Raw genomic sequence first — 12974 nt, forward strand, 5'->3', positions numbered from 1 at the left:
CGATGGTACTTGGACCGCAGGGTCCTGGGAGAGTAGGACGCCGCCAAGCAAAGAACCACTGCCGATGTTATTCGGTGGTGGTTTTTATTTGTTTATAAGCAAAAATGCAGGAATAGCTAGTTGAAGATGGATTGAATTCTGGCTTTGGAAGCTGATATAAATAGAAGGTGAATTGGCTTTCAAAAGAGGGCAAATGAATACCTTAAAAAAGCCTTGAAATGAAGGTAACATTTTTGTTACGGAAAACGCATTCGAAATCAGTATAATAGGACTATGTTAAATATGCTAAAAGTACCTGACCACAGAGCTGGAATGTGCAGCTGTGAAAAGGAGGGTGTGTGTGATAAGTTGGCGAAGACTAGTTCTTCATTCGTTTCTCTTGCTCGGCCTGTTAGGCGTGCTTGTAGGATGCGGTGAAGCAGGATCTGCATGGACTTCTTATGAAGGAGCGGTAAACGAGAAGGGTTTCCCGGTTCCTAAAGTGGCGAATAAATCTGACCAGTCTGAAAACAATTCGGATATGGATTATGTTCGATATACGCTATCTGGTATTAGTGAGAGTACGAGTATACCTGAGGTGTATCTAGACGAGATTAAAAGCTGGGGCTGGACAGAAAAGCAAGCCAAGAGTACATCCAATGATTCAAGTTCCCTACGTGTATTTGCTAAAGAAGGGCATACTGTACATCTAGCTGTACATGATGGGTTCTTCACGGTAATGGTTCCGAAAAGTGAAGCTGCCCAGACGACAGTAAAATCACTTGATGATGATGACTGAATGAGTTGTGCTTTGGTTACTGATATGACAATTAACGGTGTAATGGTCCGTATGATAGTAAAGCTCCCGACAGTGATTGGGGGCTTTTTTGTGTTTATTTTGTTGTCATGATCCATAGTAGATGAGTAATGGAGCGTTTGGCGATCTCTTTTGGTGGTGGCTTGATCAGGAGCTATAGAGAGGCAGGCTTATATCACTCACACAGGAGACATGAGGCAAGGATAGTATGGTGCTGTAGAGGCTGGTTTCATTCGTCTATAGAGCATCTAAACATACAAGAGGGGAGAAGACACCGAAAGGAGTTCGATTATGAGCCTAATACATACTCAATATCAGAAACGGTATTCAACAAGCTAGGACGTGGCTGAACGGAAATGGATGTACTGCGTTGGGGATAACCATTTTAACTATACCCATGCTGTGGATAAGGGAGAAAGGGAGGGGAAATAAATAAAGGTTATCCACTGTGGATAACCTTTAAGGTTTGGAAGCATGACGCAGTAATTATGGAAGAATGCCAAAGGAGTGTTTGCGTCAGTTTGGCTAGAAGGTATGGATGAGCTTTAGTGATTATGTATTACTGGGTTCAACTATACTTTGCGTTAGGCAATGTTATAGATGAAGGATAGAACAATTATTGCAGGTAGTAGGAGACATCTTGTTCATTTAATTTGATAAGCCCGTCCTTACGTTCGCGTGAAAGAACCAAAACAACATATAGACGCGGCACAAGCAGCCACAGATGCCAGAAAATCAACGATAGGGTGAAGGGCAAGGGTGACCAGATTAAACAGACGGTAATAATACATAGCCCAATCCAGCTCATATTGAGATGGACCCGGACGAACATACGGTAGCTGAAATGTTGGTCTGGAATATAACCAAACCAAGGCATTTTGAGATTCCATCGCCAACGACGTGCATAGGAGGTACGGACCAGCAGTAATATGGTTCTGGCGATGACATAATGAATCCAAAGTGTGATCGGGCCTGCCAGGATAAAGTAGAAGAGGCCGGTCCAGGAGAATGCCAATAGATTAAACAAAAGCATAATTACGGGCAAAGACAGATAGCTGAAGATTACGCTGCGGGCAATGGCCTTTTTTTTCAGAAGCCGGTATTGATAAAAGGTTGCTTTATTCTCCGGTTCGGCGATCATACGATTACAAATCCTCCTTCTGGGATCACGTTCATTTGTAAAAGGTATTCGTTTTCATTCATAAGCAAATGGATGATACAAAGTTGCATATATGAACCTTGTATGGACTCCAGATTGATGTACAAGATATGGAAGTAGATTAATCATATACAAGTATACCTTTGAACGACCTGGCTGTCAGGCTCTGAATGGTGATGTATTATATATCGGCTGAAAATCCAAGTTTTTTTAAGATTATAGAATATAAGTTTTTCATAGCTGTAGGAGGAGGAGATAATCACATAAGAAATACAATGACGTGCGGGGATGTTTCTTGTAATGGCTGTCCATTCATGCTTTTCATATAATAGAATAAATTTCAGGTCTGCGAGGTTTTAGATACGTTATAAGGTAAGGAGAATAGCTAACAAATGCAGGCTGTCTCGCTGAAGTATAGAACGAATGGCATTTTTCTTATGTTTGTTTTCGGTACAGACACCCATAGAGGGGCAGGCGAATATATATATTTTATAGAAAGAAAGCACTATGAAAAGGTTTAAAATAATAGAAACTGTGCAATACTGATAGTAATACGTAAAACAAGGTGGGATGGTTGATGGAAGGACACGCCGAACACACATGCATTATCTGCGAACAGACAAAAAGAGAAGGCATTTTTATTGTATCTGAATTTATATGTGACGCTTGCGAAGCAGAAATGGTTCATACGGATGCACAGGATGCCAAGTACAATTATTTTATACATCAAATGAAGCAGATTTGGGTGCAAAAGAACGCATAAAGAGCGTTAAATCATATTAATGAAACATCACATTGATTTGTATTGATGTGCATAGAGGCCCTAGAGGCCTTTTTCTGTTTCAGTCAGGAAATAAGAAGGGGAATGTGGCACGATGAGCACCCATATGGTGACTGGATATATTATGATGCATCGGTGGAAACTGCTGATTTGCACGGGGGCTGGACAATTCCTGATATAATGAAAGGAGAAGTGCTTCACTTACACGTTTTGAATGCAGCAGATCGTAGGAGAGAAACATGAGTGGAAAGGTCTCTGTTGTTATAACAAGAGCGTTGGTAAAGTACGGACCTTATTAAAATTATGAATGTACAGGATGATTATTCAATGGAGTATAAATCAAATACCGCACCTTTATATGAGGCGTTGCTTGCGTATCGTGATTCAGGGCAGCGTTCTTTTCATGTACCTGGGCACAAGAATGGACAAGTCTATCGAAGTTTACTGGAGCAAGCGGACCAGAAGCAGTCAGATGTAAAAGTCGGTAACAATCACCGGAATGAGGGTGAGGCAGAGGCAGAGGCAGAGGCAGAGGCAGAGGCAGAGGTAAAACGAAGTTTGGGACGGTCAGTACCTGATGGCGAAGAGAGCTTCAGACAAGCTGAGGGACGAGGGCATAGTAATGAAATTCGCGGGCTGACGGTTCATGATGGGAATGGCACTGACGGATCTGCAGCAGATGTTGTACCGGTGAGTGCGTTTCTGGAGATGATGCGGCTGGATGTAACGGAAATTTCGGGTACGGACGACTTGCATCATCCAGAAGGGGTTATATTGGAGGCGCAGCAGCTGGCAGCGGATTGTTTTGGAGCAGAGGAGAGCTTCTTCCTTGTCGGAGGTAGTACGGCTGGTAATTTGTCTTTGCTGCTGACCGTATGTAATGAACCTGATAGTCTTGTACTGGTACAGCGTAATGTGCACAAGTCTGTCATTCACGGGTTGATGCTGGCAGGCGCAAGGGCTGTATTCCTGGAGCCATGGGTTGACCCTGCGAGTAGACTTGCGGTGATGCCGTCGCTTGAGACGGTGCAGGCCGCTGTCCAGGCATATCCTGAGGCAAAGGCAGTACTTGTGACTTTGCCCAATTATTACGGTATGGGCGCTGATCTGAAGCCCATTGCTGAGGTGTGCCATGAGGCAGGCATGCCGCTGCTCGTGGATGAAGCGCATGGCGCGCATTATGGGCAGCATCCGGAGCTGCCAGCCTCAGCACTGTCCTGCGGAGCAGACGGTGTGGTGCAGTCGACCCACAAGATGCTGTCTGCTTTCACCATGGGAGCCATGCTGCACGTTCAGGGACCACGGTTAAACCGGTCCCTGCTGCGTCAGCGTCTGGCCATGGTGCAGAGCTCAAGCCCATCGTACCCGGTGATGGCTTCGCTTGATCTGGCGCGCCGCCTGCTGCATGTGCAGGGCGCGAATGCCTTCACGGCGGGACTTGCCGCCGTGGACGCCTTTAAGCGTGGCCTCACGGAGCTGCCGCGCTTTCGGTTGCTGCAGCCGGAGCAGCTGCTGCAGCAAGAGCCGCCAGCCGGGGCGAGGCCGGCAGCTGGCGGTAAGTCCGAGGCCGCCGTTGCACCGGGGCGGCCTGAAGCAGTGCCCGCGGCGGCGTTGGCTTCAGCCGCGGGGTACACCGCTCAGGACCCGTTCAAGGCCGTCATCTATGACGGCACAGGGGTGCTGAGCGGTTATGGGCTGCAACAGCAGCTGGAAGCGCGCGGCTGCGTGCCCGAAATGAGCGACGAACGATACGTCGTCCTGCTCTTCACCTTGGGCTCGACGCTGCGCGATGCCGAGCACCTGTTGCAGGCTTTACAGCAAATCAGTCTTGAACAGGAGCAGAGTCAATCTCTTGGTGAGCTATCACAGCGTTTTACAAAAGAGGCTGCAAATTATATTTCCACGTGGAACAATTTTCAAGAAGGAACTCCTTTTTCGGAGCCTATTCCGTTCTCACTGCAGCCGATTATAGAGGAGGATACAACAGAGGTTTCCATCGAAAACTGTATTGGTCTTCGCTCTGCGGAGATGGTCATTCCATATCCCCCCGGTATACCTCTTGTGTACGCTGGTGAGCGAATAAGCGCGTCTGTGGCAGCACGAATTAAGCTGCTGAGAGATGAAGGAGCAAGGTTCCATGGCGTATCGGATACTTCGCTGCAATCGTTGAGAATCATTAGGGAATAATTGAGTTTAGAAGACACGCTTTGGATTTATGCAAAATGCTCAAACAAGTTAGGACATCATTGTTGTCTGGACATAAAGAAAGAAGGGAACAAACCTTGGATATTCCGCTAAAAAAATATACGGGAATAGTCCTGCAAGTCATACTGATGTACGGTTTTTATTGGATAGGAAACCTGATTCAGGCTGTATTGCATCTGCCGTTAACAGGAAGTATTGTTGGGATGCTGCTTCTATTCATCGTCATTCAACTGGGATGGATCAGAATAAGGTGGGGCGAAGAAGGATCATCCTGGCTTCAATCGAACTTGCAATTATTATTTATCCCTCCCACGGTGGGCATTATCAATCATTTTGATTTTTTTAGAGCCAATACGATGCTGCTTGTTCTGGGGTTGATCGTTAGTACATTGGTTACCTGTCTGTTGTCTGCGAAAATCAGTGAATGGCTCATGGCGTGGAGATCGACGCATCAAGGCAAGAAGGAGGCGATCTCATGCTCGCATTCATCCTCGGAATCGGAATGATTGCCTTGACCGTGGCTATATATATTCCGGCGACTCATTTATATAGAAGGTTGAAGTGGCCGATTCTTATGCCCGTATTGACGGCAACGACTGTAATCGTACTGATTCTGCTCATTTCCGGTATTAAGCTCGATACGTATATGCTTGGTGGCAAATGGATACAGGAGTTATTGGGGCCGGCTGTAGTTTCCCTGGCATTCCCTTTGGCGAAACACCTTGATGTACTGAAACGGAATATTATCCCGATCTTGGGTGGGAGCATCGTTGGCATGTCCACAGGAGCAGCCATATCACTGCTGCTGGGTTATCCGCAAGATATCGTTACCGCTTTATTGCCCAAATCTATTACGACACCCGTTGCCATTCAACTGGCTGATCAGGTGGGAGGAAATTCATCCTTCACTTCGTTATTTGTGATGATAGCCGGATTTTCGGGGATATTATTGGGACCCATGATTTTGAAGTGGGCCAGAGTAAGCAGCAAAAATGCGTATGGGATCGGACTTGGCTCCGCTTCGCATGCACTGGGTATGGCAAGATCCTTTGAGTATGGAGAAAATGCGGTAGCGCTGAGTTCCGTATCCATGATTGTCAGTGCTATTGCCGGCTCTGTTATGCTCCCTCTATGGGTATGGATGATATACGGCTGAGTAGGACAGGCCCGCCGTATCGGAAATATTGGAGAATAGCTGACCGTTAACGCGGGATCATGTATAGTATTATAGTAAGAAGCTTGTACCAAACTCGAACCACTCTCGAACCAATCTATGGAGTAGTCATGAACATACACCTCTGGGCGGGTTCATTCATAGTCTGGAGTATGAGAGGATCGAGGTTGTAGTTATCACAGCACAATTAGGAGCAATTATCGATATAGAAAGCAGGGAAGCATATGCAGGGCAGAGGTAAATTCATTACGTTGGAAGGGGGAGAAGGGTCCGGCAAAACAACGATGATCAGTAAGCTAGGTTCTTACTTTGAAGAACAGGGTATACCATATGTAGTTACTCGGGAACCTGGCGGGATTGAAATTGCGGAGAAAATACGTGCTATCATCCTCAATCCTCTTCATACGGCAATGGATGCACGAACCGAAGCGCTGCTCTATGCAGCTGCACGCAGCCAGCATTTGGTGGAGAAGGTGGAGCCTGCATTGAAGGCAGGGAAAACAGTTATCTGTGACCGATTTGTCGACAGCAGCCTGGCCTATCAAGGATATGCTCGTGATCTTGGCGTGGACAATGTATGGGCCATCAATCGGTTTGCAATAGGTGAACTGATGCCTGATGTCACACTCTATCTGGATATCGAGCCGGAAGCAGGCCTCGCCCGCATTGATGCCCACGATGGACGTGAAGTTAACCGTCTGGATCTCGAAAGTCTGGAGTTCCACCGCAAAGTACGTGAAGGCTATTTTTTGCTGAAGGAACAGTTTCCGGACAGGATCAAGGTCATCGATGCTTCTCAAAAGCAAGAAGAGGTCTTGGCAGCAATGATTTTGTCGCTTGAGACAGGGATTTTGAAGGATTTTGACGAGTAATTGTCTAATATATAGACAGGGCATTTCACAAGGTGCTTATTATCTGAAGGAGGTTATGCAGGATGAAACTGATTGTTGCGATTATACAGGATAAAGACAGCAACCGATTATCCAGCGCATTGGTCAAAGCAAATTTTCGGGCTACGAAATTGGCCAGTACCGGTGGATTTTTGAAGGCAGGCAACACGACGTTTATAATCGGTGTCGATGATGGTCAGGTCGAGTCCGTAATGAACGTCATTCGCAGCAGCTGTAAGGTTCGTGAACAGCTCGTGACTCCAGTCACTCCGATGAGCGGGACAACCGACTCTTACCTGCCGCTACCTGTCGAAGTTCAAGTAGGCGGAGCTACCGTGTTTGTTCTTCCGGTAGATCGTTTTGAACACTTCTAATGATACATTTTGATAAATTCAATTGAGCGTCCTTCTTGTAATCAAGAATCGCGTTCTCTGTCCGGAAAAAACTTTTCTATCAGGGGAAAGACCTTATTTCGGACAGAGGTTGACTAACAACGAATAGCTCCATGTGGTGATATTTAACTACTATTGTATATAGAGTATGATGAAGCACATATATAAGGTCTCCTCCACGCACAGGCGCAGCGCGCACTGTGCTGATGGGCGATTGGCCTACTAAGATAGAAAGCAGGCGTTTCCATGAAAATCAACCCTGGATTCCGACCGATTCAGAGTGGACTCAGTTCTTCCGATTCCGGCTCCAAACCGGTTCAATCCAAAAATTTCTCTGATATGATGAATCACCAGGGTGAACGGGCATCACAGGCTGAACTTACCCGCCGATTAAGTGAGATCCAGATGCAGGGTGACCGTTTGTCTCGTTCCATGACCATTCGTGAATTGAAAGCATACAAGCAGCTTGTAAAAAGATTTCTGGAGGAAACAGTCCGTCGCGGAGTTTCTATGAAAGAGACTCGGGGATGGGATCGTCGTGGAAGAGGGAAGCGCTACAAGTTGATTGATGAGATTGACTCTGCCTTGTTATCTATGGCTGACGAGCTTTTGGAAACAGAGGAAGGCAAGATTACGTTATTACAGCAAGTAGGAGAAATTCGGGGAATGCTTATTAACTTAAGCTTCTGAGGAGGAAGTATGTCCTTTCAACAAATTATGGGTCAGCAGGCAGCCAAGCAGATGTTACAGAACAGTTTGAGGCGTCAGGCCATAAGTCATGCCTATTTATTTAGCGGACCATCCGGCAGTGGACAATTGCAGACGGCGATTACATTTGCGAAAGCGATATTCTGTACAGAGCTTGAGGATGATGCCTGCGGACATTGTCTTGAATGTCGCAAGGTGGAACATGGAAATCATCCGGATCTAACCATGCTTGCACCGGATGGGAATAACATTAAAATTGATCAAATTCGGGATCTGCAGCGCATCTTTTCATATCGTTCAGAGGCGGGACATCCCAAAGTATACATTATCGAACAGGCCGAGAAAATGACTGTCCAAGCGGCCAACAGCTTGCTGAAATTTCTGGAAGAACCACAGGTGCCCGCGGTAGGCATTTTAATTACGGATAATGGACAGGCGATGCTGCCCACCATTCGATCACGCTCTCAATTGGTTCCTTTCAGTGCACTGAATCCGGAAGAGATGCTGCAATCGCTGATTGCGGAAGGGCACCCTGCCAATCTGGCTCGCTCTGCCGTCCATTTAGCGTCTGGACTGGAAGCATGTAGAGAAATTCTCCAGCAGAATTGGTTTGCAGAAATTAGAAACGTAATGTTACAATTGGGGAAGGAGTCCCTGGGTAGAGGAAGTACATCATTAATCTCTGCACAGCAGAAGCTTTTTAAAACCGGACTCTCAGAACACCTGGATACGATGCTTAGCCTGTTCCATTTATGGTTCAGGGATATGCTGTATGTCCAGTATGGTAGGCATGAACATATCGTTTTTATAGATCAGTTGGACATGCTGTCTCAGTTGGCCCATACCCGCAGCACCGAGCAGTGGGTTTCCTATATGGATATGGCCGCAGCATGCAGAAAAAAATTGCGTTTCAATGTCAATGGCCAGCTTTGTCTGGAGCAATTTTTGATCGGTTTGGCATAAGACTGGGAGAGGACAGATTTTGTTCCAATCATATGCAAACGGTTATAACTTCGGCGGGTTCCCTAAGAAGACAGGGCTTCAGACGAAGTGGGATTGGCTTACGAGGGGGTTAATTTTTTGTACAGTGTAGTGGGTGTCCGTTTCAAAAAAGCGGGCAAAATTTATTACTTCGATCCCCTGGACCTTCCCATTGAAAAAGAAAACTGCGTTATCGTGGAGACAGCGCGGGGGGTAGAGTACGGTAAGGTTGTCGTTGGCAAGAAAGAAGTAGGCGAGTCTGATGTGGTGTTGCCGCTCAAAAAGGTCATCCGGGTGGCGGGCGAGACAGATGCCCGTGTCGTAGATGAGAACAAGCGTGCAGCAAAAGAAGCATTCGGTACTTGTTTAAATAAAATCAAAGACCACGGCCTCAAAATGAAGCTGGTCGATGTGGAATTTACGTTTGATCGCAATAAAATTATTTTTTATTTTACAGCTGAAGGAAGAGTGGATTTCCGGGAGCTGGTCAAGGATCTGGCAAGCATTTTCCGGACACGGATCGAACTGAGACAGATCGGTGTACGTGATGAAGCAAAGATGCTTGGAGGAATCGGACCTTGCGGCCGAGTATTATGTTGTTCTTCCTGGCTGGGAGACTTTGAGCCGGTATCAATCAAGATGGCTAAAGATCAGAGCCTGTCACTGAATCCGACGAAAATTTCCGGGTTGTGCGGAAGACTCATGTGTTGTCTGAAATTTGAGCATGATAACTATGAAAGTGTGAGAGAAGAATTGCCGGCTGTAGGCAAGTTGGTCGTCACCTCTTTGGGTGAAGGAAAAGTTGTCGGCATCAATGCCGGTAATCGCACAGTCCATGTTCAACTGTTCGACATCAGTAAAGTCAAAGAACTTCCGCTGGATGACGTCGTTATCAAGTAAACCATAAAGGTTGCTTCGGGGTGGAAACTTGGAAAAGAAAAATCTGTTTACGCACATTCATGAAATGGAAACCCAATTGGGTCAGTTGCACAGTGATTTAGGAGAGTTAAAAATGATTGTTAAAGAGCTGCTTGAAGATAATCAGCGGCTTACCATCGAGAATGAGCAGTTACGCAAACTGCTGAAGCGTGAGGCACCGGCAGATTTGCCCATCGCATCGGCACTCGCTCCGGTAGCAAGGCCTGCGGGTCCGGCTACTGGTGAAGATGTTGTAGGTGAAGGGTATGATAATCTGGCTCGGTTGTATCACGAAGGATTCCATATCTGCAATGTCTATTATGGACATTTGCGGACGGAAGGCGATTGTCTGTTCTGCCTGTCTTTTTTGAATAAATGAAGTGGCCGTAGGGATCCCCTACGGTTTTTTTTCAAGGTTAAGAACCTTGTCTGAGATATAGAGTACCGGAGGATGAGTGCATCATATGACAGAAATATCAGTAAAATTGCAAGATTCGGAGAGAATCGACGATTTGCTCTCTCATGATTTGAAGATTATTCAAAGTGATGAAGTGTTTAGTTTTTCGATGGATGCTGTATTGTTGGCCCGATTTGCTTCGGTACCGAAACGTGGTCGTGTGCTTGATTTGTGTACAGGCAATGGGGTTGTTCCCATTCTGTTAACCACACGAACGCAGGCGAGTCTGGAGGGCATTGAAATTCAGCCACGATTGGCGGATATGGCGCGTCGCAGCGTACAGCTGAATGCATTGGAGGAATCCATTACGATTCATGAAGGTGATTTGCGTGAACTTGTGAAAGAAACGGGCCATGCTGTATACGATGCTATAACGGTTAATCCTCCGTATATGCCCTTGAATGGAAGTGATCTCAAGATGAACACTCATCAGGCAATGGCACGCCATGAAATCGGTTGTACGCTGGAGGAAGTCATTCAGGCCTGCAATCGACTGGTGCGCAATGGCGGTAAAGTATCCATGGTTCATCGCCCGCAGCGTTTAGGAGAGATCATCTCTCTGATGCGTGAGTACAAACTTGAACCGAAGCGGATTCGGATGGTACATCCCCGTGCTCATTTGGAAGCCAATATGGTGTTGATTGAAGCACTCAAGGATGGTAAACCGGAGGTACGCATGCTTCCACCACTGATTGTCTACAATGAAGAGGGGAAATACTGCGATGAAATCATGGACATATATTACGGTGCACAGCATGTACAACGTACAACGGAAGGAGGGTTATAGATGACATTGCATATTCAGAAGAGCTACGCAGAGCAGTCAGGTGATGCTGGCAAACTATATTTGGTCGGAACACCAATCGGTAATTTGGACGATATGACATTTCGAGCAATCAAGACATTGCAGAGCTGTGACATCATTGCAGCGGAAGACACACGTCAGACCCGAAAGCTGCTCACCCATTTTGAAATCACACCATCGATGTTGTTCAGTTACCATGAGCATAATAAGGGAGCCAGTGGGCCTGAATTAATACGCTATATAATAGAAGGAAAAAATTTGGCACTCGTCAGTGATGCCGGTCTGCCGGCCATTTCGGACCCTGGTTCCGATCTTGTAAAACTTGCGCTTGAAGCTGGAATTACGGTCATTCCCATCCCTGGAGCCAATGCAGCGTTATCAGCTCTGATCGTATCCGGTTTACCGACGGAACGTTTCACATTCGGCGGTTTTTTGCCGCGGGAGAAAAAAGACATGCGAAAAGTGATGGAAGCTTTTAATGAGTCCAACGGTACTTTGCTATTTTACGAGTCGCCTCACCGTATTCGTAAAACTTTGGCCTACCTGGAAGAGATTCTGGGTGATCGGTCGATCGTACTGGCGCGTGAGCTGACAAAACGTCATGAGGAGTTCGCAAGAGGGAGTATCCAAGAGTGCATAGACTGGCTAGAGGAACATCCGCCACTTGGGGAATATTGTCTGCTTGTAGAAGGGATCAGGGAAGAGGAGCGTAAGGCGGAACGGGAGGCCTGGTGGCAACTGCTGTCTTTGGAGGATCATGTGAGCCATTATGAGAATGAAGGACTTAGTCGGAAAGATGCGATGAAGAAAACGGCAACAGATCGGGGTTTGACGAAGCGAGATGTGTATAACGCTTTAATCTAATAACGAATCAACAAATATATGCTGGAATAGGGAACATAACCTTAAAGGAACCTTAGATCCAACCTTAATGGAATATGAAAACGAGAAGAGCGGAGAAAAAAAATATAATTACGAACGTCACCGCTCTTCCTTTTGGAGTTGCACAGGCTCGTAGCTCGATCTTTTGGGTAATGAAAACCAATAATAAAGCAAAAAAATACCTTCCAACGGTGGGGTTCACACCGGGAAGGCGATCAAGGAATATAAAAAGGTTAGAAATAACAATTTAATAAGACCATTATACCTGATATTTCTTATTTTGTCACAGGTGCAGGGATTTCGGAAATACATTCGTTACAAACAATTTTACCTTTGAAATAAGTAACGTTCTCTGCATTGCCACAGAAGATACAAGCTGGTTCGTATTTTTTCAACATGATGCGCTCGCCGTCAACATAGATCTCAAGAGCATCTTTTTCACCAATACCGAGCGTACGGCGCAATTCAATTGGAATAACTACCCGTCCCAGTTCATCCACTTTTCTTACAATACCTGTTGATTTCATCATTATAATCAGTGCTCCTCTCAGCTAACGATCATTGTCATTATTCGACATTATTTTATGTTTTATGATACTCATCATACCAACGATTCCCAAAACAGTCAACCTTAAAATTAGCTTAAAATAAAGGCTGTTTTTGATAAGATTACGAGTGGTAAGGGATTGGAAGCCATTTTTCGTATTTAAACATCAATGTCAGCTTTGTCGATTTGGAAAACGACAAAACCACCTTATTCGACAAGATTCGTCAAAGCGTGTCGAATCCTTGGTGGTATTATACTGAAAAGCGACAAATACAAACG

The 12974-nt window shown here is 45.8% G+C and carries 15 protein-coding genes; 13 read left to right on the plus strand and 2 right to left on the minus strand.

What is annotated here, in order from left to right; all coding sequences use genetic code 11:
* Nucleotides 1–340 precede the first annotated feature (340 nt).
* The gene (locus ACFVQB_RS32675) at nucleotides 341–778 is read left to right on the plus strand and encodes a hypothetical protein (RefSeq protein ID WP_379449277.1); all 438 of its coding nucleotides are present in this window, start codon (nucleotides 341–343) and stop codon (nucleotides 776–778) included.
* Nucleotides 779–1412: 634 nt separating this feature from the next.
* Here the strand turns inward: ACFVQB_RS32675 and ACFVQB_RS32680 are convergent.
* The gene (locus ACFVQB_RS32680) at nucleotides 1413–1937 is read right to left on the minus strand and encodes a hypothetical protein (RefSeq protein ID WP_379449279.1); all 525 of its coding nucleotides are present in this window, start codon (nucleotides 1935–1937) and stop codon (nucleotides 1413–1415) included.
* 595 nt (nucleotides 1938–2532) lie between these two features.
* Here ACFVQB_RS32680 and ACFVQB_RS32685 point away from each other — a divergent pair.
* From ACFVQB_RS32685 to rsmI, 12 genes are all read left to right on the plus strand, one after another.
* Nucleotides 2533–2718: a sigma factor G inhibitor Gin gene (locus tag ACFVQB_RS32685; protein WP_024633689.1), complete on the plus strand. Its 186-nt coding sequence runs from the start codon at nucleotides 2533–2535 to the stop codon at nucleotides 2716–2718.
* Nucleotides 2719–3063: 345 nt separating this feature from the next.
* A complete protein-coding gene (locus tag ACFVQB_RS32690) occupies nucleotides 3064–4923 on the plus strand; it encodes an aminotransferase class I/II-fold pyridoxal phosphate-dependent enzyme (protein WP_379449283.1) in 1860 nt (619 codons plus the stop codon).
* 95 nt (nucleotides 4924–5018) lie between these two features.
* Nucleotides 5019–5447: a CidA/LrgA family protein gene (locus ACFVQB_RS32695; protein WP_379449285.1), complete on the plus strand. Its 429-nt coding sequence runs from the start codon at nucleotides 5019–5021 to the stop codon at nucleotides 5445–5447.
* Nucleotides 5417–6097, plus strand: a complete 681-nt coding sequence (locus ACFVQB_RS32700; protein ID WP_379449288.1) for an LrgB family protein — start codon at nucleotides 5417–5419, stop codon at nucleotides 6095–6097. The genes ACFVQB_RS32695 and ACFVQB_RS32700 overlap by 31 nt, the downstream gene beginning before the upstream one ends.
* A gap of 242 nt (nucleotides 6098–6339) precedes the next feature.
* Nucleotides 6340–6987 (plus strand): dTMP kinase, encoded by a 648-nt coding sequence (tmk, locus tag ACFVQB_RS32705; RefSeq protein ID WP_379449291.1) that lies wholly within the window; start codon nucleotides 6340–6342, stop codon nucleotides 6985–6987.
* A gap of 62 nt (nucleotides 6988–7049) precedes the next feature.
* Nucleotides 7050–7379 (plus strand): cyclic-di-AMP receptor, encoded by a 330-nt coding sequence (locus tag ACFVQB_RS32710; protein WP_379449294.1) that lies wholly within the window; start codon nucleotides 7050–7052, stop codon nucleotides 7377–7379.
* A 264-nt stretch (nucleotides 7380–7643) separates the two neighbouring features.
* Entirely contained in the window at nucleotides 7644–8087 is a 444-nt protein-coding gene (locus ACFVQB_RS32715) for a YaaR family protein (RefSeq protein WP_379449297.1), read from the plus strand.
* A 9-nt stretch (nucleotides 8088–8096) separates the two neighbouring features.
* Nucleotides 8097–9068, plus strand: a complete 972-nt coding sequence (gene holB / locus ACFVQB_RS32720) for a DNA polymerase III subunit delta' (protein ID WP_379449301.1) — start codon at nucleotides 8097–8099, stop codon at nucleotides 9066–9068.
* 117 nt (nucleotides 9069–9185) lie between these two features.
* Nucleotides 9186–9986 (plus strand): PSP1 domain-containing protein, encoded by an 801-nt coding sequence (locus ACFVQB_RS32725; protein ID WP_024633696.1) that lies wholly within the window; start codon nucleotides 9186–9188, stop codon nucleotides 9984–9986.
* 28 nt (nucleotides 9987–10014) lie between these two features.
* Nucleotides 10015–10383, plus strand: coding sequence for a DNA replication initiation control protein YabA (gene yabA / locus ACFVQB_RS32730; RefSeq protein ID WP_024633697.1), 369 nt, complete (start codon nucleotides 10015–10017; stop codon nucleotides 10381–10383).
* 85 nt (nucleotides 10384–10468) lie between these two features.
* Nucleotides 10469–11248 carry a tRNA1(Val) (adenine(37)-N6)-methyltransferase gene (locus ACFVQB_RS32735; RefSeq protein ID WP_379449307.1) on the plus strand — a complete coding sequence of 260 codons (780 nt, stop codon included), beginning with the start codon at nucleotides 10469–10471 and terminating at the stop codon, nucleotides 11246–11248.
* On the plus strand, nucleotides 11249–12130 hold the full coding sequence (rsmI, locus tag ACFVQB_RS32740) for a 16S rRNA (cytidine(1402)-2'-O)-methyltransferase (protein ID WP_379449310.1): 882 nt from the start codon (nucleotides 11249–11251) through the stop codon (nucleotides 12128–12130). It begins immediately after the preceding gene.
* A gap of 293 nt (nucleotides 12131–12423) precedes the next feature.
* On the opposite strand, the gene ACFVQB_RS32745 is transcribed toward rsmI, so the two are convergent.
* Complete coding sequence (locus ACFVQB_RS32745; protein WP_024633700.1) at nucleotides 12424–12678, minus strand: AbrB/MazE/SpoVT family DNA-binding domain-containing protein; 255 nt, start codon at nucleotides 12676–12678, stop codon at nucleotides 12424–12426.
* Between the last annotated feature and the right edge of the window lie 296 nt (nucleotides 12679–12974).

The organism is Paenibacillus sp. NPDC057886, assembly GCF_042796655.1.
GTDB lineage: Bacteria > Bacillota > Bacilli > Paenibacillales > Paenibacillaceae > Paenibacillus.

Coding starts and splice junctions, on each gene's coding strand:
- ACFVQB_RS32735 (WP_379449307.1), top strand. CDS start 10,469: ATGACAGAAATATCAGTAAAATTGCAAGATTCGGAGAGAATCGACGAT.
- ACFVQB_RS32690 (WP_379449283.1), top strand. CDS start 3,064: ATGGAGTATAAATCAAATACCGCACCTTTATATGAGGCGTTGCTTGCG.
- rsmI (WP_379449310.1), top strand. CDS start 11,249: ATGACATTGCATATTCAGAAGAGCTACGCAGAGCAGTCAGGTGATGCT.
- ACFVQB_RS32700 (WP_379449288.1), top strand. CDS start 5,417: ATGCTCGCATTCATCCTCGGAATCGGAATGATTGCCTTGACCGTGGCT.
- ACFVQB_RS32710 (WP_379449294.1), top strand. CDS start 7,050: ATGAAACTGATTGTTGCGATTATACAGGATAAAGACAGCAACCGATTA.
- tmk (WP_379449291.1), top strand. CDS start 6,340: ATGCAGGGCAGAGGTAAATTCATTACGTTGGAAGGGGGAGAAGGGTCC.
- holB (WP_379449301.1), top strand. CDS start 8,097: ATGTCCTTTCAACAAATTATGGGTCAGCAGGCAGCCAAGCAGATGTTA.
- ACFVQB_RS32685 (WP_024633689.1), top strand. CDS start 2,533: ATGGAAGGACACGCCGAACACACATGCATTATCTGCGAACAGACAAAA.
- ACFVQB_RS32745 (WP_024633700.1), bottom strand. CDS start 12,678: ATGATGAAATCAACAGGTATTGTAAGAAAAGTGGATGAACTGGGACGG.
- ACFVQB_RS32715 (WP_379449297.1), top strand. CDS start 7,644: ATGAAAATCAACCCTGGATTCCGACCGATTCAGAGTGGACTCAGTTCT.
- ACFVQB_RS32680 (WP_379449279.1), bottom strand. CDS start 1,937: ATGATCGCCGAACCGGAGAATAAAGCAACCTTTTATCAATACCGGCTT.